Source organism: Streptococcus sp. Marseille-Q7156 (assembly GCF_965119495.1).
Map to the genome: position 1 here is coordinate 1,490,310 of NZ_CBCPLU010000001.1, position 19,450 is coordinate 1,509,759.

17 protein-coding genes, 1 other RNA gene and 1 pseudogene are annotated in these 19,450 nt (G+C 41.7%); 2 read left to right on the forward strand and 17 right to left on the reverse strand.

The features are described from left to right. Window positions 1-77 precede the first annotated feature (77 nt). The 16 genes and pseudogenes from ACWPV5_RS06915 to ACWPV5_RS06990 form a co-directional block, all read right to left on the reverse strand. A pseudogene (locus ACWPV5_RS06915) lies at window positions 78-744 on the reverse strand (DNA alkylation repair protein). Then, the gene (locus ACWPV5_RS06920; protein ID WP_261070507.1) at window positions 745-1,377 is read right to left on the reverse strand and encodes a response regulator; all 633 of its coding nucleotides are present in this window, start codon (window positions 1,375-1,377) and stop codon (window positions 745-747) included. 13 nt (window positions 1,378-1,390) lie between these two features. Beyond that, window positions 1,391-2,386, reverse strand: a complete 996-nt coding sequence (locus tag ACWPV5_RS06925) for a sensor histidine kinase (protein ID WP_261070506.1) — start codon at window positions 2,384-2,386, stop codon at window positions 1,391-1,393. Further along, on the reverse strand, window positions 2,383-3,081 hold the full coding sequence (gene liaF / locus ACWPV5_RS06930) for a cell wall-active antibiotics response protein LiaF (protein WP_042751861.1): 699 nt from the start codon (window positions 3,079-3,081) through the stop codon (window positions 2,383-2,385). Before liaF ends, ACWPV5_RS06925 begins: the two co-directional genes overlap by 4 nt. Window positions 3,082-3,158: 77 nt before the next feature. Next, the gene (fni, locus tag ACWPV5_RS06935) at window positions 3,159-4,169 is read right to left on the reverse strand and encodes a type 2 isopentenyl-diphosphate Delta-isomerase (RefSeq protein ID WP_219967378.1); all 1,011 of its coding nucleotides are present in this window, start codon (window positions 4,167-4,169) and stop codon (window positions 3,159-3,161) included. After that, window positions 4,153-5,160 (reverse strand): phosphomevalonate kinase, encoded by a 1,008-nt coding sequence (locus tag ACWPV5_RS06940; protein ID WP_219967379.1) that lies wholly within the window; start codon window positions 5,158-5,160, stop codon window positions 4,153-4,155. Before ACWPV5_RS06940 ends, fni begins: the two co-directional genes overlap by 17 nt. Continuing rightward, complete coding sequence (gene mvaD / locus ACWPV5_RS06945) at window positions 5,147-6,100, reverse strand: diphosphomevalonate decarboxylase (RefSeq protein WP_454383032.1); 954 nt, start codon at window positions 6,098-6,100, stop codon at window positions 5,147-5,149. Before mvaD ends, ACWPV5_RS06940 begins: the two co-directional genes overlap by 14 nt. After that, a complete protein-coding gene (gene mvk / locus ACWPV5_RS06950; RefSeq protein WP_454383034.1) occupies window positions 6,082-6,960 on the reverse strand; it encodes a mevalonate kinase in 879 nt (292 codons plus the stop codon). The genes mvaD and mvk overlap by 19 nt, the downstream gene beginning before the upstream one ends. A 122-nt stretch (window positions 6,961-7,082) precedes the next feature. Continuing rightward, window positions 7,083-8,024: an N-acetylmuramoyl-L-alanine amidase family protein gene (locus tag ACWPV5_RS06955; protein WP_454383036.1), complete on the reverse strand. Its 942-nt coding sequence runs from the start codon at window positions 8,022-8,024 to the stop codon at window positions 7,083-7,085. A 99-nt stretch (window positions 8,025-8,123) separates the two neighbouring features. Continuing rightward, on the reverse strand, window positions 8,124-8,813 hold the full coding sequence (locus ACWPV5_RS06960; protein WP_000518027.1) for a response regulator transcription factor: 690 nt from the start codon (window positions 8,811-8,813) through the stop codon (window positions 8,124-8,126). An 11-nt stretch (window positions 8,814-8,824) separates the two neighbouring features. Continuing rightward, window positions 8,825-10,249 carry an NADP-dependent phosphogluconate dehydrogenase gene (gndA, locus tag ACWPV5_RS06965; RefSeq protein ID WP_000158778.1) on the reverse strand — a complete coding sequence of 475 codons (1,425 nt, stop codon included), beginning with the start codon at window positions 10,247-10,249 and terminating at the stop codon, window positions 8,825-8,827. Window positions 10,250-10,324: 75 nt separating this feature from the next. After that, the gene (gene mapZ, locus ACWPV5_RS06970) at window positions 10,325-11,746 is read right to left on the reverse strand and encodes a cell division site-positioning protein MapZ (RefSeq protein ID WP_219967385.1); all 1,422 of its coding nucleotides are present in this window, start codon (window positions 11,744-11,746) and stop codon (window positions 10,325-10,327) included. A gap of 12 nt (window positions 11,747-11,758) precedes the next feature. Further along, entirely contained in the window at window positions 11,759-12,916 is a 1,158-nt protein-coding gene (locus ACWPV5_RS06975) for a THUMP domain-containing class I SAM-dependent RNA methyltransferase (protein WP_219967388.1), read from the reverse strand. A gap of 84 nt (window positions 12,917-13,000) precedes the next feature. Continuing rightward, window positions 13,001-13,381: RNase P RNA component class B (gene rnpB, locus ACWPV5_RS06980), an RNA gene on the reverse strand. A 20-nt stretch (window positions 13,382-13,401) separates the two neighbouring features. After that, entirely contained in the window at window positions 13,402-13,731 is a 330-nt protein-coding gene (gpsB, locus tag ACWPV5_RS06985; RefSeq protein ID WP_023945225.1) for a cell division regulator GpsB, read from the reverse strand. A 69-nt stretch (window positions 13,732-13,800) separates the two neighbouring features. Next, entirely contained in the window at window positions 13,801-14,328 is a 528-nt protein-coding gene (locus ACWPV5_RS06990) for a DUF1273 domain-containing protein (RefSeq protein WP_261070500.1), read from the reverse strand. Window positions 14,329-14,394: 66 nt separating this feature from the next. On the opposite strand from ACWPV5_RS06990, the gene recU reads away from it, so the two are divergent. Both recU and pbp1a read left to right on the forward strand, forming a co-directional pair. Further along, complete coding sequence (gene recU, locus ACWPV5_RS06995) at window positions 14,395-14,991, forward strand: Holliday junction resolvase RecU (protein ID WP_454383040.1); 597 nt, start codon at window positions 14,395-14,397, stop codon at window positions 14,989-14,991. Beyond that, complete coding sequence (gene pbp1a, locus ACWPV5_RS07000) at window positions 14,988-17,168, forward strand: penicillin-binding protein PBP1A (protein WP_454383042.1); 2,181 nt, start codon at window positions 14,988-14,990, stop codon at window positions 17,166-17,168. The genes recU and pbp1a overlap by 4 nt, the downstream gene beginning before the upstream one ends. 141 nt (window positions 17,169-17,309) lie before the next feature. Here the strand turns inward: pbp1a and ACWPV5_RS07005 are convergent, their stop codons facing one another. Continuing rightward, window positions 17,310-19,289 carry a peptide ABC transporter substrate-binding protein gene (locus tag ACWPV5_RS07005; protein WP_454383044.1) on the reverse strand — a complete coding sequence of 660 codons (1,980 nt, stop codon included), beginning with the start codon at window positions 19,287-19,289 and terminating at the stop codon, window positions 17,310-17,312. Window positions 19,290-19,450: the final 161 nt, after the last annotated feature.

Below are 19,450 nucleotides of genomic sequence, written 5' to 3' on the forward strand. Positions count from 1 at the left end.
ATTTCTCCTTAAAATTTTTTAAATACAGTCTATTATAACATAAATGAGCGACTTTTTTCAAGTAACGAATGCGCTTTTCAATCATGCTGGAGGTACTTGCTCGCTTCTTTGATACTAAGGTCAGCTATTCTTTCCTTGTTTTTCTCAATGAAGCATGCTACCCAAGCTGGATTCGTTTTGGAGTAGTCTCTCAGAGCCCAGCCAATGGCTTTATTGATAAAGAATTCTGTTTGATTCAAATTATGAAGCAGAATCTTTTCCAGTAATTGAACATTGGTCTTCTCTTTTCTTAACAACTGGTGGTCAATAGCGACGCGTCTCAACCAGATATTGTCTGACAGGCTCCATTGGAGGATTATTTTTTTCCAGTTCCTGCTTCTCATACACCAAACTCCCTACTACTCGATCTAGGATATCTACCGTATCCCACCAAGACTTGGTAACAACCAACTGCTCTAGCTTAGGCAAATCGCTGCCCTTTAGATAAGACTGCATTGCTTTCAAATAATTGGCGGCCACATACTGGTATTCTCTAGACTCTTTTTCCCAGCAAGTATCTACAAAATCCCAATCGATAATCTTTGTTTTTTTCGCTTCTGGAAAGTATTTTTTATAGAGTTTATTCCTTTCTGGCGCCGCAACGCCTAGAAAGGAAAATTGATGGCGCATATAGGCATCCATAGGCCCTGCTTTTTTAGGATCTTTTGCTGCTTCTAACTCCTCAAGTAAATCTGTTAGACTCATCTAAAACTCCTCATGCCCCACCAAGTGGTGCTGAAAAGCATAGACCGCAGCTTGTGTACGATCGCTAACCTCAAGTTTGGCAAGAATGTTAGACACGTGCGTCTTGACCGTCTTGAGAGAGATAAAAAGTTCGTCTGCGATGCGCTGATTTTCGTAGCCCTTGGCGATGAGTTGGAGAACATCTCGCTCACGAGCAGTCAGGTCCTCATGTAGTTCTATGTGATTGCGGTGGTATTCGACTTTTTTGCTGACCTCTTGCTCAATGGCCAACTCTCCAGCAGCCACCTTACGGACGGCATGGAGTAATTCGTCTGCACTAGAAGTCTTGAGCATATAGCCTTTGGCACCAGCATTCAAAACCGGCATGATTTTTTCATTGTCCAAGTAAGAGGTCACAATCAATATCTTGGCTTCAGGCCATTCTTTGAGGATGGCCAAGGTCGCCTCAATTCCATTCATTTCAGGCATGACAATATCCATGACAATGACATCTGGACGTAATTCCAAAGCCAAGTCAATGCCTTGAAACCCGTTGGACGCTTCCCCTACAACTTCTACATCATCTTGGAGGTCAAAGTAGCTTTTCAAGCCCAATCGGACCATTTCATGGTCATCTACTAGTAAAATTTTCATCTTTACTCCTTTATCATTCCTTATCGAGCAGGGGAATACGGATATCAACCGCCAGCCCTTGCTTGGGAGCTGTCAATAACTGAACCGTCCCTGCCATATCTTCAACCCGCTCCTTGATATTGCGGAGTCCATAACTCAGGTCATCTAAACTTCCCAACTGGAAACCAATCCCATTGTCCACCACCTTCAGCTGCAATTCAAGATCCGTCTGATAGAGATAGACATCCAGACAAGAGGCCTGAGCATGGCGAAGGGTATTGCTGATTAACTCTTGCAGGATACGGAAGATATGCTCCTCGATTTTCTTAGGCAATTTCATCACGTTTTGCTTGAGACTAACCTTGAGATCACTCTTGTCCTCAAGCTCTTTTAAGAGGATTTGAATCCCTTCTATCAAGCTCTTTTGTTCCAATTCAACTGGGCGCAAATGCAGGAGCAAGACCCGCAAATCCTTCTGAGCTGTTTCTAAAATGGCTGTGACACTCTGCAACTGGGTCTGCATCTTTTCTCTATCCAGTTTCAAAGCCTGCTGGCTGACACCTGATAAAATCATATGGGCCGCAAACAACTCCTGACTGACCGTATCGTGCAAATCCCGAGCAATCCGCTTTCGTTCTTTCTCGATGATTTCCTCTTCCTGAGCAAGACTGTGATTCTCAGCCTTTTGAAGTGCTTCTGTTAAGAGGTTAAGTTTGCCTGACAAGGACTTGAAACTGGCATCCAAATCTGGATCTGCAACCTGAACCACTTCTTGCCCTGCCAATAAACGCTTGAGATTGGCCTGCATTTTTCTTAAATAAAGCTCTTCGACACCTCGCCAAAACAGAGCTAAAAGACAAGTCATGGACAAGCTAAATACCAACAACAAAAAGACAAATTTTTCTGTTTTTTCGACATCATGCAGGAAAATAGACCAGTCAAAATCAAGAATTTCCAGCAAGCTGTGGGACAGAAATAAGACAAATAGGACGGAGGTGACGGCAATGATTACATAGACTTGTTTTTTCATCCTCTGACCACCTCCACATCCCCAATCATAGTGGTCAAGAAAATCTTGACACTCTTGTTACTCTTGAGATAATCTCTCGTTTCCTGATGATAGTGTTCATTGCGGAGGGCTCGCTTGGGCTGGTTGAAGAAAGTCAAATCCCCATAGAGACAGTTAACACTGAGACTGACTTCCACATCTACAGGTACAATGATTTTAGTGGTTCCTACCATCTTTCTGAGGATAATGACATTGTCATGATTGGTTAGAATGACCCTCTCCAGATGAATGGTGTCCTTACCCATGAGACGAAAGAGATTGATATCATCAAACTGGCAAGTTTGGTAGCTTGAAAAATGATGGAGATTTCCAAACCAACGATTTTTCTCCTTCTTAACCGTCACCACCTCTTCAAACACCAAATTGGTTTGCTCTTTTTCCTGATTCATCATCGGATAAAGAAGAAAGAGGCTGTAGATGACCGCAACAAAAATAGCTAGAATCACAAAAGGATTGAGCATGACGATGAAAAAGAAGAGAATGCTTGCCACCACTAAAAGAAGATTATTGCCCTCTTTACCAGTATAATAGCGAATCAAAAGCAAAAAGAGGAATAGAATCAGCAGAAAACGCGAAAAATGCTCTGAAACCATCAACATCAGAGCTCCTGTCAGAAGACAGGCTTCGATAAATAAAAAGATTTTAAATTTTCTCATTGGTTCATCCTCTCCCTTCTATTTTATCACAATTCAAAAAAGTCACCTCAGTCTGAGGATGGAAAAAAAGGCGGTGGTTACGCCTTTTTCATCTGATCTTTTGCTTCTTTTAATTTTCCATAAAGAAGATAGTCTACTTTTTGCAAATCTGCTATGGTGGCACAATTAAGGGCACACATAATCAAACGCAGATCGTCTTTCCATCCTTGAACAATGTCGATCACTTCTTCAACTGTGTAGGTTTCAACCAATTCCAGAACGGTTCGTGACAATCCCACAGCCTTGGCTCCAAAGACCAAGCACTTAATCATATCCAGCGGATTCCGAACCCCTCCACTAACCAAGAGTTCAGCCTTGTCTTTCCAGTCTTGGGCATTGAGAAGGGCCTGCATGGTGGACTGCCCCCATTGATTGAGGTAATCACGTTGACCACTGCGACGATTTTCGATATAAGCAAAGCTGGTACCGCCACGACCCGATATGTCCACTGTACGAACACCCAGTTCATAGGCTCTTTCAATGGTCTTCACATCCATTCCAAAGCCGACTTCCTTTAGGACAATCGGAACAGGAATTTGCTTGCTATAGTCTGCCAGATGCGATTGCCAGCTTCTGAACTTCCTTTCTCCCTCTGGCATGAGTAATTCCTGCATAACATTGACATGCACTTGTAGGAGAAGAGGATTCATCTCTTCTACAGTCCGAAGTCCTAACTCGACAGGCTTGTCCAATCCAATATTGGTTCCAAGAAGGAGATTTGGATGATCATACTTGACAGAAAAAGAGTCATCTGCTGGATCTTTGAGGGCTGCGCTATAAGAACCTGTTACAAATAAAATACCACAGGCTTCCGCCACCTGAGCTAGTTTTTGATTGATTTCTTTACCTTTTTCACTCCCACCTGTCATAGCATTGATATAAAAAGGAAAGTCCCACTTTCGACCAGCAAACTCTGTCGACAGATCGATTTCATCCAGGTCGTAAAGAGGCAAGGAAGAATGAATCAACTCCACCTCATCAAAGCTATTATAGGAACTTTTCTGCTCAAGGGCATAGCGGATGTGCTCATCCTTACGATTTGTCGTCATGTCCTATCCTTTCTTGGTATAAGAGCTCAATCCCCAGATCAGCCCAACGATTTTTTAAGGTTTCGGTTGATTGCACATCAAAACTCAAGGCAATCCCACAGTCACCACCACCAGCGCCGCTACTCTTAGCAACAGCTTGCAAATCTTGACTGGCTTCTTTCAACTGTCTAAGCGAAGGCGTGTAAATATCTGCGCTCAAGCCTTCCAAGAGCTTGCTGGCTGTTTCCACCTGCTTGATGATGTTTTCTGCTTTCCCCTGCTCCAAGACTTCTACCAAAGCAGATACCGTTGCTTTTGAGGAAGTTAAAAAATTCTGGTCTATGTTTTGCTTGATTCGCTTGACCATTTGACTCGATATGGCCACTTGCTTGGTCCATCCCACTAGGAAATCACATTCTAGGGCTGGTTTCACTTGCGAAATTGAAAATCCCCAATCACGCTCTAAAACTGTCGCCAAATTTTCTTCTTCCAACCAAGCAGCCACCTTCTGGCGATCAAATGACTGGTAGAGAACCAATTCCTCTGTCACAATACAGGCAATGTCCCCCATAGAACCATTGTTTCCGCGCTTGAGCAAGACAGCACTGGCCAGCTTGAACAAGAGATCCTGATCAACCGAAAGCTTATACAGAGCTAGCAGAGCCTTGATGACCAAAACAACGACGCTACCGCTAGAACCTAGACCAAACTTTTTCCCTTCTCGTTCCATTTTCCCACGAATTTCTAGAGAAAAAGGTCGCAAGGTTTGCCCATGATAAACGAGGAAGTCATTCATCAAAGCAATTGTTTCTTGAATCAAGCTGTAGGCAGGATTTGGTGTCAAATCCACTGCAAAATCAAACATATCTGAATAGATACGGTAGCTGTCAGAAAAAGCAATCTCGCCCTTCATATAGATGGGAATGGCCTTTATCAAGGCTAACTGCCCTGGCTCTAGAATAGCATACTCACCCGCCCAATAGAGTTTCCCGCAAGTTTTAACAGCAATCATCTTGGCTCAAATCCTTTGTTTTTGACACAATCAAGCGATAACGTTGACCGAAGATTTCTGATAAATGCTCCAAGTCTTTCTCCTGACAGAGGACCTTGACATTAGGACCAGCATCCATGGTAAAGTAGCCAGCTTCCCCTTGCTCACGAAGCTGGCGGACAAAGTCCATGGCTTCATAGCTTGCATCCGTCAGATAAGAAAAGGCTGGTGATGCTGTTTCTGTCGTAGCGTGCATAGCCAGGGCATTTTTCTCCGTTAACTCCCCAACCTTGGCAAAGTCATTTTCCTTGAGATAAGCCAGCATATCCTGATAATCCTTCTCAGACTGACGCACCCAGTCGTCAAAAGTCGTCGAAGTTTCCACACAAAGTTTCATCCCGTCACGGCTAGAAATTGGTTTTTTCTTGTCCTCCAGCACCAACATAATCATAGCTAGTTTCAAGTCTGTTTCTACAGGGTAAATTTCTCCGCTATCCTTATCCCAAGCACCTAGTGGTCCATAAAAACTCCTAGAAGAAGAACCTGATGCAAACTTAGCCTCCTGTGCCAACTGACTTCTATCCAAACCAAGCTTGAAATAAGCATTACAAGCCTTGACTAAGGCGGACAAACCGCTAGAACTTGAGGACAAGCCCGCTGCCGTAGGCATATTGTTTTGAGTGTCAATACGAACAAAGCCTTCCCCAGCTGGACGATAGCGGTCAATAATCTTACTCATCTTAGCATGCTCAGCCTCATTTTGTAGCTGACCATTGATATAAAATGCATCAGCAGTCGCGTCCATCGGTAGCGGCGACAAGGTCGTCTCTGTATACATATTTTCCAAAGTCAGAGAAATACTGCTAGTAGCAGGCACCATCTCTTTTTCTTTTTTCTTTCCCCAATATTTGATAATGGCAATATTTGCGTAGGAACGTACTGTTACAGGCTCTCTATCCATGTCTGAACAGCTCCTTTCTCTTCTAATCTTTCTGCTAGTTCTTTTGCCTGGTGAAGATTGGCTACCAAGGCGATGATACAACCTCCTAGGCCTCCTCCACTCATCTTGGCACCCAGAGCACCATGGCTAAGAGCCGTTTCAACGAGGGAATCTGCCTCAGGGCTACTAACACCAATTTCTTTTAAATGTAAATGCGCTTGACTGAGGATTTGTCCCAGTCCTTCAGCATCTTTTCGTCTAATCGCATCTTCTACCTGCTGGGTCAATTCTCCCAAGGCATGCAAAAACGGTAGGGCATCCTTGCCCTTGTTTTGAACCACTTGGATGGCTTCACGAGTGTGACCATAAACGCCTGTATCTGCAATCACCAAATAGGCGGATAGATTCATCTCAAGCTCTGTAAATCCTACATTCTTAATAAAGCGAATAGGTTGGTCACTGAGACAGGTCTTAGCATCCAAACCACTCGGATTCATATGGGCAATCATCTCCGCCCGATTGACCAAGATTTCTAGTACATCATGAGGCAGTTCTGCCTGATAGTAGGCAAATACCGCACGAATGGCCGCTATGCTGATAGCTGCTGACGAACCCATTCCCCGTTTTTCAGGAATAGCCGAGTCAATCTCACAGCGAATACAAGCATCCTTGATATTTAGATGTTCAAGTGAAGCATACACCGCCATGGACAAGGTATCCTCCTCATAAAGGCGCCAAGGACTCGCTGCAGGAACTACCTTACAAGTCACCTCTACCTCCAAAAGAGGCAGGGAAATGGCAGGATAACCGTAAACGACCGCATGCTCCCCTATTAAAATAATCTTACTATGTGCCTGACCGACACCAATTTTTTTTGTCATTTTTTCCTTTTACTAGACGAAAAAGCCGTCTCATTTTTTCATACAAGTATTTATTCTTTCCTATCTATTTTATTATATTTTCACAAAAAAAGCGATTGTTTCCTTCACAATCGCCTCTTTCATTATTGAATCCATTCACCATTATAGTTGACAGAATAGCCTTCTACAGTGGTATTCACTGCTAAAGCACCTGAGCTATAAGCATAGTACCACTTACTACCGACCTGGAACCAGCCAGTTGCCATAGCTCCTGATGAACGGAGATAGTACCATTTGTTACCAAGGTATTGCCAGCCTGTTTTCATATCACCATTTAGCTGGTCTAAATAATACCAAGTTGAGCCGTCTTGATACCAACCAGTTGCCATTGCACCTGATGAACGGAGGTAGTACCACTTATTGCCAATTTGCTTCCAACCAGTTTGCATTGTAGCAGTTGTTGGATCTAGATAGTACCAAGTTGAGTTATCATTGACCCAACCACGCACTAGCTCCCCAACCGTCAAACTGTCGATACGAGCATCGAAGCCACTATCCTTCTGTAAATAATACCAATGTCCTTCGTCAGAAATCCAACCAGTTTTTAAAGTGTGATAGCTACGCTGATCTTCAAAATAATAGACTCGTTTCTCTGCTGGACTATCATATTGTTCCCCATGGTGTTTGTTGGTATTGGTAGCAGTTTTTGCTTCTAAAACTTGCTTGCCAACAAATTCTTGTAGGACCCCATCTTTACCAAAGTAATACCATTGTGGCATTGGCATAGATTCTAATCTTAAACCATTTGGGTAAGGACCAATGGTACTTCCTTTAGATGGAAACGGGATGTATTGCCAGCCAACAACCATCTCTCCTGATACATGATCAAAATAATAGGCCTTGCCATCAATCACTCGCCAGGACTTTTCTTTGATGTCACCCTTCTTGTAGTAGGTTCTACCATTTTCTTGGACAAATTGCCAACCTTCTGAATCAGCATCATCCGCCAATACTGCACTTGTTGCCAGTAAGCTAAAGAACAAGACTGCTAATGCGATTTGCATCAATTTTTTTATTATTTTCATTAGACCTATCCTCCATAGCTGATTATAGCAAAGACCAAACTGCATGTCAATATATAAAACCCCCTCCAAAAAAGCAGTTACATAACTGTAACTGCTTTTCTATTCTTGCATGGTGTAACCGACACCACGAACGGTTTTAATGTAGCTTTTCTGACCTTTTACATCCAGCTTGCTACGTAGATAACGGATATAGACATCTACGATATTCGTTTCGGTTGCACTTTCATACTTCCAGACACTTTCCAACAACTGCTCACGAGTCAGAACTTTCTTGCTTCCCATAAGAGTAGCCAAAAGGTCATACTCACGACGGGTCAGAGCAATCATCTCTTCGCCACGATAAACGGTATGATGTTCTACATCCATACGCAGATTGCGGTAAGACGTTGGAACCTTCATCTGACTACAGTGTTGGTCGATAAAGTCCCGACCTCGGAAAATCGCTGAAATACGAGCCACCAAATTCTCAATAATAACTGGCTTATAGATGTAAGAAACGGCAAAGCGTTGGATTGCCTCAATCTGATCTTGCAAGTCTTCGCGATGGTCCAAGACCATAATGACTGAAGCCGGTTTAGTTCGACTCAGCTTGTCTGCAAAATCCTGGGCTGTCATATCCCCCAGATGAGCATTCAATAAAATCAAGTCATAGTCTGTCTGAAGAGCCATGGAGAGGGCTTTTTGCCCCTCCTCAACCTGATCAACTCGGTATTGCTCTTTTTGGAGTTCCAAACTTAAAAAATGAGCTAGATTTCGTTCTTTCTCAAGTAATAAAATCCGTTTCCCCATGGCAGACCTACTTATTTTTCGTCATACCAAGAGTAGTGGAAGGTTCCTTCTTTGTCTTTACGTTGGTAAGTGTGGGCACCAAAGTAGTCACGTTGTGCTTGGATCAAGTTAGCTGGAAGGTCAGCTGAACGGTAGCTATCAAAGTAAGTAATAGCTGCTGAGAAGGTTGGCACTGGTACACCAGCTTGAACAGCAAGAGCTACGATGTCACGCACTGCTTGTTGGTACTTAGCAGTAACATCCAAGAAGTATTCATCCAAAAGAAGGTTGGCAAGGTCTGCATCACGGTTGTAAGCATCTGTAATCTTTTGCAAGAAACGAGAACGGATGATACAGCCATCACGCCAGATAGATGCGATGTCCGCAAATGGCAAGTTCCAGTTGTTTTCTTTAGAAGCTACACGCAATTGAGCAAAACCTTGTGCGTATGAAATGATTTTTGAGAAGTAAAGGGCTTGACGGATTTTTTCAATCAACTCAGCCTTATCTCCTTCAAATTTGAAGGCAGCTGGTTTTGGAAGAACCTTGCTAGCATGCACACGTTCTTCTTTGTAAGTAGAGATGTAACGTGCAAATACTGACTCAGTGATGAGTGACAATGGCACACCAAGGTCAAGTGATGATTGGCTAGTCCATTTACCAGTTCCCTTGTTGCCTGCAGCGTCAAGGATGTAGTCTACGATTGGTCCGTCTTGGCCTTCATCGTCTTTACGACTCAAGATATCAGCTGTGATTTCAATCAAGTAGCTGTCCAATTCACCCTTGTTCCACTCAGTAAAGATTTCAGCCATATCTTCTGCAGAAAGGCCCAACAGGTGTTGCATCAAGTCATAGCTTTCTGCGATCAATTGCATATCACCATACTCGATACCGTTGTGAACCATTTTCACATAGTGACCAGCTCCATCAGGACCGATGTAAGTCACACATGGTTTGCCATCTTCTGGTGCTTTAGCTGAGATTTCTTCAAGAACATCCGCAACCAATTCGTAGGCCTCTTTTTGTCCACCAGGCATGATAGAAGGACCTTCAAGGGCACCTTTTTCACCACCAGAAACCCCAGTACCGATAAAGTTGATACCTGAGTTTGCCAATTCTTCATTACGACGGATTGTATCTTTGTAGAAAGTGTTTCCTCCGTCGATCAAGATATCACCCTTGTCAAGGTGTGGAAGAAGGGCTTGAATTGTAGCATCTGTACCAGGTCCAGCTTGAACCATGAGCATGATACGACGAGGTTTTTCGATTGAATTTACAAAACTTTCAACGTCATAGCTTGGTACAAAGTTCTTTTCAGGATGGCAAGCAATTACATCTTCAGTTTTTTCTTTACTACGGTTGTAGATAGCAACTGTGTAACCACGAGATTCAATATTAAGGGCAAGGTTACGACCCATTACGGCCATACCTACGACACCAAAGTTAGCTTTTGTCATTTGACACTCCTCTTATTTAATTTGTTTTATTTTATCATTTTTACTTTTGAAAAGAAAGAATTTTGTAACGGCTACTTAGAAGTCCAAGGCATCCGCATGTCCAGAACCATTTCCAACAAAGTATCCTGTCTTACAGTTAAGGGTAAAGAGATAGGTTCCATCCGGCTTGTAGAGGTTATAATAACCATTGCCATTAACGATATTAACACGTTCGAGGATGTATTGGTTACCAGTGATATAACCACGTGAACGTGAAGTCGCTAAAATTTGTTCTAAGACACCATCCGCAAAATCCCAGGCAGAGTTATTACTATCATCAATAGCAGACTGATTATAGGCAACACGACTAGCACTTCTTTGAACAGCAACCCCTGCACTCGAGAGACCCATATTAACTTCACTGCGACTACTTCTAGTCTCATTTGAACTACTTGGTTTTGTCTCACTAGTCGCATTTGAACTTGCTTGACTAGAACTGCTAGTTTGACTTGAACTTGAGCTAGAAGTACTTGTTTGCTGACTCTTACCAAGACTGATAGCCTTATCTAGCACTTTATCAATCTCAGTATTGCCAGTTTTAATATCTGTAAATTTAGCATCCGATTTGGCTTTGGCATTGGTATCCAGAACACCATCAACAATAGATGGTTTTTCAAATTGTGCATTGACATCTTGAATGGCCTTGATTTGCGTTGCTAGACTGTCATACTTAGATTTGGCAAGTGCATGTTCACGACTACCTTCCAGCTTATCAAGCAAGGTCTTCAGTTGACTCAGTTTATCAAACTGGCTATTTTTCAAAGCTGTTTTATTGCTATCAGTGTAAAAGGCATCGTATTGGCTATTGAAATCTTCTAAAATCGGCTGAATATTCTGCTCGCTAGACGCTGATTGAGAAGTTTGGATTTCCTGTGTTGAGCGATTCACTTGACGGTAAACATAATAAGCAGTTCCAAGGATAAGAACCACTAGCGCTGCTAGGATCCCGTAAATCAACCATTTCTTCTTACTTTCTCCATCTTCACTATCCGGAACTCGAGAAAGTATTGGAACCTCTTCTCCTTCAAACAATTGTACTTCTTCAGTCTCAAACTCTTCGACAGGGGGAACTTCTGAATCGCGTATGAATTCTAAATCATCTAACTGATTCAAGTCATCTTCCTGTACTGAGGACTCAACTTCTGTCTCCTCACGAAGCTCTTGAAGCAAATTATCCAGAGTCTGAGGCTCCTCTACCTCTTCTTTTTCGACTAACTCCTCTTTTTTGTATTGACGAGTCGCAAACTTATCTGCCTCAATTTCATCTTTATGTTGCTTTACATACTTGTCTAAGATAGAATCTCCAGGCAAGACTCCTGCTTCCACTTCTTCATTTTTACGAATAGCTTGACCAACTGTTAACTCTTTTGCTTCATCAAAATCAAATCGTGGTTCTTGGTTTTCTTTTCGCGGTTCTTGGACTTCTTTTTTATGACGATTCCGTCTTTTCTTACTCATGAGTATTCCTTTCTATTTTAACTCTTGGCGTTTAACACGCTGACCAAAATATTGATACAGATCTACTTTCAAGGTTCCGTTGTATAACTTACGTTTCTTATCCGCCTGACTACCGTACTTGGTCTCAAAGGCTTCATCACTAGTTAGGATAAACTTACTCCAAGTTTTTAGCGGTGCAAATACTTGCCCCATTTCAGCATAAAGCTTGGTAACTCCTGCATCATCTGATAAACGTTCTCCATAAGGCGGATTGGAGATAATCACGCCATTGATTTTATCAGAACGTAAATCCTGCACGCGCATCTGCTTAAAAGTAATGTCTCCTGCAACACCAGCTGCCTGGGCATTGGCCTTAGCAATTTCCACCATACGTGCATCAATATCACAGCCCATGATATCCAGTTCCAGCTCACGATCCACTTTTTTAGCCGCCTCTGTGCGCACTTCTTGAATCAAGCGATCGCTAATCCAGTTCCATTCTTCAAAAGCAAAAGAGCGACGAAGTCCTGGAGCCATCTTTCGAGCAATCATAACTGCCTCAATACAGAAAGTCCCCGAACCACAGGTCGGATCAATCAAAGGCTTATCTGGATACCAGTTAGAGAGTTGTAAAATGGCTGCCGCCATGTTTTCCTTGATAGGAGCGCCACCCTTTTCCGTACGATAACCACGTTTAAAGAGGCTAGACCCGGTCGTATCAATCATGATAGTTGCCACATCTTTGAGAATAGAGACCTCAATCTTAAACTCTGGGCCATTCTCCATCAGAGGAACACCTTCTGGGCGGGCATAGTGTTTCTGCAATTTCTTGACAACAGCTTTCTTAGAAATAGCCTGAACACTCGGCTCATTGTGAAGTTTAGATTTAACACATTTGGCCTTGGAAATCGGGAACCTAGCTCCGAGTGGTAAATAATTTTCCCAATCTAAAGCAAAAACTCCCTGAAACAGCTCTTCAAAAGTCTTAGCTGGGAAAGTTCCTACGATGATCTTGATACGATCTGCTGCCCTAAGCCAGAGGTTGGTTTCAATAATAGCTCTCACGTCTCCTTGAAAACGAACACGTCCATTTTCAACCTGACAATCGTAGCCCAACTCTCGCACTTCTCGTCCCACAACAGCTTCAAGACCTGCTGCCACAGTTGCAATTAAATTAAATTCTTTTTTCATGTTACAGTCTTGCAAGACCTTTCTATATGTCCACTTTAAAAAATGAGGTTGAGAAAATTTCTCAGCCCCAACCTATATGCAATTTTCTATAAGCCATGTTTTGTTCCAGAAGTGACTAGGACCACTTCCTTCGATAATCATCTGTCTACCACTAACAGCTCCAGCTGATAGCAGTCAGAATACTACGTTCGTTTCCGCGTACTCCATGCCCCGACCAAAATTTGGGTTGCTAGCTTGAGGGGTTTACCGCGTTCCACTCTCTCCGTTTCCAGAAAGACTCCGTCACTGTGGCACTTTCAAGCCTACTCTGGCCTATCCAAGGACTTAGCCATTTCAACTGCCGTAACGATTTCTCGTCCCTAGGCTTATGGTTTCGCCTAGCACAAACACTACAGGCATCACAGCCTGTGCTAGCATGGACTTTCCTCATGAGAAGCAACTCTCCTCACGCGATTATCCAAAAATTGCACACCTCAAATAACTACTTAGAAATCTGAGTTATCTAAAATTTGTTTACCAAACACTTCTTTTTCAAGACGATTCAAGCGTTTCAAAATATCAAAATTCGTCATAGAACTTGTAGTTGCCGCTTCAAGGGGTTCTGCTTGAACTGGTGAAGGTTTCGGTTTACGAGCCAGTTCTTCCTTCAAATCCGCAATTTCCTGACGAAGTGACTTGACCAAGGCAGCATAGGTTTCATAATCCTTAATGACATCGTCTAAAAACTCATCAACTTCTACCTTGCTATACCCACGGACTTCACGCCCAAACTCTTGTTCAAAAATATCTTTCGCTGAAAAAATAATACTTGCCATGTCTCTCTCCATTCTCGCTTGCTAGTATTATTATATAAAAAAAGCCAAACAAAAATCAAGGTCAAAGCTTCAATTTTCGGAAAAATTTTCAGCAAGTTCATTTAGCTGATCAAATGTTAATCTCTTTATAAAATAGTCCTCTTGGTTTTTCATCTTTTGGTAAAAATAAGCTAATTTCGTTTCATTTTCCTCATCATAAAAAAGATAAGAACTATTCGTATTTTCCAGTAAAAACTGCTGGTAGTCTCTTAACTGCCACTTGTGTTCATAGCGAGGATAGGCATATTTGACAAAGTCTACCTGCTTAAAACGACTCAGTTTCATCTGATTGCCTTCATTCCAATTTTCCCCATGGGTTTCAAAAGCAAAAATGGTGGCCAACTGGAAACCGTACTCTGTCTTCATTTCCTGAGCAACCTCTAAAACCCAATATTCAAAGCCCAAAGTCCCTGTAAATACAAGCCAAGTCACCCCATCTGCTGCCATAGCTTCTAAATCTTTACGTATCGCTTTTTTAATCAATTTAAGACGAGGATCCTTGTCAGAAAACAAACCCAAATCAAAAGCAGAATAGCCTAAAACCAAAGCTGTAGTCATTTTTAACCCTTCCTGTGCAAATTTATGATATAATAGAGTGATGTTATTGTACCAATAAGGAGAATTATGGTCAACTATCCTCATAAAATTTCATCACAAAAAAGACAAACATCTCTTTCTCAACCCAAAAATTTCGCAAATCGAGGAATGTCTTTTGAAAAGATGATCAATGCTACCAACGACTACTATTTGTCTCAGGGCTTGGCTGTTATACACAAGAAACCAACCCCTATTCAAATCGTACGAGTGGACTATCCACAACGAAGTCGTGCCAAAATTGTTGAAGCCTATTTTCGACAAGCTTCAACGACAGACTATTCTGGCGTTTATAAGGGATATTACATCGACTTTGAAGCCAAGGAAACAAAACAAAAACGTGCGATTCCGATGAAAAATTTCCATCCACATCAGATTCAGCATATGGAACAAGTCCTTGCCCAACAAGGAATCTGCTTTGTCCTTCTTCACTTTTCTTCTCAGCAAGAAACCTACTTATTGCCGGCATTCGATTTGATTCGCTTCTATCATCAAGATAAGGGACAAAAATCAATGCCACTTGGATATATTCGAGAATATGGATATGAAATCAAGGCTGGTGCCTTCCCTCAAATTCCCTATCTCAATGTTATCAAAGAACATTTATTAGGTGGTAAAACAAGATGAACAAACAAACTATCCTGCGAATAGCTAAGTATGTGAGTATCTGCTTCTTAACTTTATTTATCACAGCAGTTATGCTGGGAGGAGGCATATTTCTCTATTACGTCAGCAAAGCCCCAGCCCTATCTGAGAGCAAATTAGTCGCAACCACGTCTAGTAAGATTTTCGATAATAAAAACGAACTGATTGCCGATCTGGGCTCTGAACGCCGAGTAAACGCTCAGGCCAACGAAATTCCTACTGATTTAGTCAAGGCTATCGTATCAATCGAAGACCATCGTTTTTTCGATCATCGCGGTGTCGATACCATCCGAATTATAGGAGCTTTTTTACGTAACTTACAAAACAACTCCCTCCAGGGAGGATCAACCCTTACCCAACAATTAATTAAGTTGACCTACTTCTCAACTTCCACTTCTGATCAGACTATTTCACGTAAAGCCCAGGAAGCTTGGTTGGCTGTTCAATTAGAGCAAAAAACCACAAAACAAGAAATTCTGACCTACTACGTGAATAAAGTTTACATGTCTAACGGAAACTATGGAATGCAGACGGCTGCCCAAAACTATTACGGCAAAGATTTGCGAGAACTATCACTACCTCAACTTGCCCTACTAGCAGGCATGCCTCAGGCACCAAACCAATACGATCCCTATTCTCATCCAGAAGCTGCCCTTGACCGTCGTAACTTGGTACTTTCAGAGATGAAAGGTCAAGGCTACATTTCTGCCGAACAGTATGAGAAGGCTATCAATACTCCTATTACTGATGGACTCCAAAGTTTGAAATCAGTCAATAGCTACCCAGCATATATGGATAATTATCTCAAAGAGGTTATCGACCAAGTAGAACGAGAAACTGGCTATAACCTTCTAACTACTGGGATGGATGTTTACACAAATGTAGACCAAGAGGCTCAAAAACGTCTGTGGGATATCTACAACTCCGATCAATACGTCTCTTACCCTGACGATGATTTGCAAGTCGCATCTACGGTCGTAGATGTTTCCAATGGTAAAGTCATTGCCCAACTTGGAGCTCGTCACCAAGCAAGTAACGTTTCATTTGGTACCAACCAAGCGGTAGAAACCAATCGTGACTGGGGTTCAACAATGAAACCGATCACCGATTATGCACCTGCCATAGAATACGGTGTATATGATTCCACTGCAACTATGGTTAATGATATTCCTTATAACTATCCGGGAACAAGCACACCTGTCTACAACTGGGATCGAGCATATTTTGGTAATATTACTCTGCAATATGCCCTTCAACAATCTCGTAACGTACCCGCCGTTGAGACGCTAAACAAGGTTGGTTTAGATAGAGCCAAAAACTTCCTAAATGGTTTAGGAATTGACTATCCAAGTATTCACTACTCAAATGCTATTTCAAGTAATACTACCGAATCTAGTAAACAGTACGGTGCAAGTAGTGAAAAAATGGCTGCTGCTTTTGCCGCCTTTGCTAATGGTGGTATTTACCACAAACCAATGTATATCAATAAAATCGTCTTTAGTGATGGTAGTGAAAAAGAATTTTCTGATGCTGGTACACGAGCTATGAAAGAAACTACTGCCTATATGATGACCGAAATGATGAAAACTGTTTTAGCTTACGGAATCGGACGTGGTGCTTACCTACCATGGCTTCCACAAGCAGGTAAGACAGGTACTTCTAACTATACTGACGACGAAATTGAAAAGTATATCAAGAACACTGGCTACGTAGCTCCAGATGAAATGTTTGTAGGTTATACTCGTAAGTATTCTATGGCTGTATGGACTGGTTACTCAAATCGTCTAACTCCAATCGTTGGAGATGGTTTCCTAGTTGCTGCTAAGGTTTATCGCTCAATGATATCGTATCTATCAGAAGATGACCAACCTGGAGATTGGACGATGCCAGACGGCCTGTTCCGAAATGGAGAATTCGTCTTCCAGAACAACGCGAAGAACACATGGAATAATCCAGCTACACAACAAACACAGTCAGTAGAGACCCCCTCTACAACACCTGAAAGTTCAACTACACAAGCAAACACCACAGTAGGACAACAACCCAATAATGCTCCAGCAACTGATCCTAGCCAAGGACAAGCTGGTCAAGCTGTTCAACCGACACAACCAGTACAACCAACGCCACAAAATCCACAAGTTCAACAACCACAACAGTGAGATGAAAGAAAATCCTGAGAATAAAAACTCAGGATTTTTTCTACAAAAAAATTAGCTTCATCATCTTTGAAAGTGAAGAGAGGTTTCAACTCATTTTCGATAAACCAAAAGAAGTTAGCAAATAACTAACTTCTTTTTATCTTATTTCACATGTTTTGCGAGTTCTTCTTGCGCTTTTTTATTGGATTCTTCTTTTTCTTTCATCCATTTATCTTGAGCTTTTTGATATTCATCTGCAGTAACTGCCTTGTCTTGAAGTTCCAAGTATTTGTATAAGAGCGGATCACTTGTTCCTTTGTTACCAGAAAAAGCAAACGGCATAGTAAATGGCACCATCTTAGACAAGATTGGGCGACCGGTAAGTGATGTCGTAGGGATAATCAAGGCACTATCTGTTAACCAAGCTTGGGCTGCAGCATATTTATCATATCGTTTTGCTACATCTGTTGTCTCATTTCCAGCTTCTGTAGCCAATTTTTCGTAGTCATATAGACCTACTTTTTTAGCAGCTACATTATCTTTACCTGAGTCAAATCCTAAATATGTTTTAGTACTTTCTCCTACAGATGGTTTGATAATATCAAGGTAGGTAGATGGATCTGCAAAGTCTGGAGACCAACCAACATTATCTGAAATATCCCAATCTTCTCCAGCTGCTGTTTCAGCAAAATAGGTAATATTGTTTACTTCGTCTTTTTGTAGTTGTTGAATATCAATTACGACATTATCTGTACCCAAGGTTTCTTCAACCGATTGTTTAAAAGACTGTACACGTTGAACTTTTGTAGTTGCTGTCTGGTCAACTGGCATATCCAAATGAATTGGGAAGGTCACGCCTTCTGCCTGTAAAGCTGACTTAGCCTTGGCAAATTCGGCCTTGGCTTTTTCTGGATTGTAGAGACCATCTTGTGCATCAGCCAGATTAACATCCTTCCATTCTTCCCCATAGGTCACTAATTTTTCTTTGACCATATCGCCAAAGTTTTTACCATCTGCTTGGACAAACGTTGGTGGAACAAAGAGATTACGCAAGATTTTGCTTGCACCACTGGCACCGTTCACTTGTGAGGCATAAGCTGTACGATCAAAACCAAAGGCAATAGCCTGACGGAAATCCTTGTTTAAGAGAGCCTTTTTAGTAGATGTCTTTTGTTCTTCGCTGGTTTTAGATGTGTATTTATAAGATTGACGGTCAATATTTGTACCAACTAGATAAGTCGTAGAGTCTTGTTGGGTATAGACAATATTGTCCTTCATCTCTTTTTCAAGTTCTGCAAAACTTGCATTTGTTGGAAAGAGACGAGCTGCCGTAAAGCTTCCATCTTTAAAGTTTTCTGCTGGTTTGCTGGTATCTTGACCATCCCAGAATGACAATTTGATCTTGTCGACATGAACATTGTCCTTATCCCAGTAGTTCGGATTTTTCGCAAATTCAACAGAAGATTTAGCTACAAGAGATTTTAATAAATAAGGACCGTTATACAAGATACTGCTTGGATCCGTCGCTTTGGCAAAATCATCACCTTTTGAGTTCAAAAACTCTTCATTAACTGGCGCTAAGACACCCATTGTTGTTTTAGAATTCCAAAAGCTTTCCGGTTTGTTCAAGGTGTATTGGACTGTTTGATCGTCAAGGGCTTTAATCCCGACTTGAGAGAAGTCTTTAACTTCCCCTTTAGCATAAGCATCCAGACCTTTGATCGAATCTTGTACCAAGTAAAGGGCTTCTGACTTCTTATCTGTCGCATATTTAAGACCTGTCACAAAGTCTTGAGCCTTAACAGGAGCATATTCTTCTCCTTCAGATGTGTACCACTTGGCATCCTGACGGATCTTATAGGTATAAGTCAAGCCATCCTTAGAGACAGACCAATCCTCTGCAAGTGATGGTACCAAATTCCCATAGCGGTCATTTTCAAGCAATCCGTCAATAACATTACTAGTAATATCAGATGTTGAAGCTTTGCCAGTTGTTAAATAATTAAGATTATCAGGATCTTTCTCGTATGTAAAGGCAAAGGTCTGCTCACCTTTAGCGCCTGAGCCCCCTGAACAAGCAGCTAAGACACCTGCTGCTAATAAAGTCACTCCCGCAAGAGCCAATACTTTTCTTGTTTTCATAGTCTTCTCCTTTGTTTTTTTATTCATTATAGACCCTTTTTAAAGTTCTGTCAATAGAATTTTCTGAATTTTAGAAACTTATTTTTTAAACACTAAGTTTGCAAAAATATGAATAATATCAAAAAACCTCAACTACATTAGGTAGTCAAGGAATTTTTAAT

Excerpts from the sequence above, each read along its gene's own strand:
- ACWPV5_RS06920 (WP_261070507.1), bottom strand. The coding sequence starts at position 1,377 with ATGAAAATTTTACTAGTAGATGACCATGAAATGGTCCGATTGGGCTTG.
- ACWPV5_RS06925 (WP_261070506.1), bottom strand. The coding sequence starts at position 2,386 with ATGAAAAAACAAGTCTATGTAATCATTGCCGTCACCTCCGTCCTATTT.
- liaF (WP_042751861.1), bottom strand. The coding sequence starts at position 3,081 with ATGAGAAAATTTAAAATCTTTTTATTTATCGAAGCCTGTCTTCTGACA.
- fni (WP_219967378.1), bottom strand. The coding sequence starts at position 4,169 with ATGACGACAAATCGTAAGGATGAGCACATCCGCTATGCCCTTGAGCAG.
- ACWPV5_RS06940 (WP_219967379.1), bottom strand. The coding sequence starts at position 5,160 with ATGATTGCTGTTAAAACTTGCGGGAAACTCTATTGGGCGGGTGAGTAT.
- mvaD (WP_454383032.1), bottom strand. The coding sequence starts at position 6,100 with ATGGATAGAGAGCCTGTAACAGTACGTTCCTACGCAAATATTGCCATT.
- mvk (WP_454383034.1), bottom strand. The coding sequence starts at position 6,960 with ATGACAAAAAAAATTGGTGTCGGTCAGGCACATAGTAAGATTATTTTA.
- ACWPV5_RS06955 (WP_454383036.1), bottom strand. The coding sequence starts at position 8,024 with ATGAAAATAATAAAAAAATTGATGCAAATCGCATTAGCAGTCTTGTTC.
- ACWPV5_RS06960 (WP_000518027.1), bottom strand. The coding sequence starts at position 8,813 with ATGGGGAAACGGATTTTATTACTTGAGAAAGAACGAAATCTAGCTCAT.
- gndA (WP_000158778.1), bottom strand. The coding sequence starts at position 10,249 with ATGACAAAAGCTAACTTTGGTGTCGTAGGTATGGCCGTAATGGGTCGT.
- mapZ (WP_219967385.1), bottom strand. The coding sequence starts at position 11,746 with ATGAGTAAGAAAAGACGGAATCGTCATAAAAAAGAAGTCCAAGAACCG.
- ACWPV5_RS06975 (WP_219967388.1), bottom strand. The coding sequence starts at position 12,916 with ATGAAAAAAGAATTTAATTTAATTGCAACTGTGGCAGCAGGTCTTGAA.
- gpsB (WP_023945225.1), bottom strand. The coding sequence starts at position 13,731 with ATGGCAAGTATTATTTTTTCAGCGAAAGATATTTTTGAACAAGAGTTT.
- ACWPV5_RS06990 (WP_261070500.1), bottom strand. The coding sequence starts at position 14,328 with ATGACTACAGCTTTGGTTTTAGGCTATTCTGCTTTTGATTTGGGTTTG.
- recU (WP_454383040.1), top strand. The coding sequence starts at position 14,395 with ATGGTCAACTATCCTCATAAAATTTCATCACAAAAAAGACAAACATCT.
- pbp1a (WP_454383042.1), top strand. The coding sequence starts at position 14,988 with ATGAACAAACAAACTATCCTGCGAATAGCTAAGTATGTGAGTATCTGC.
- ACWPV5_RS07005 (WP_454383044.1), bottom strand. The coding sequence starts at position 19,289 with ATGAAAACAAGAAAAGTATTGGCTCTTGCGGGAGTGACTTTATTAGCA.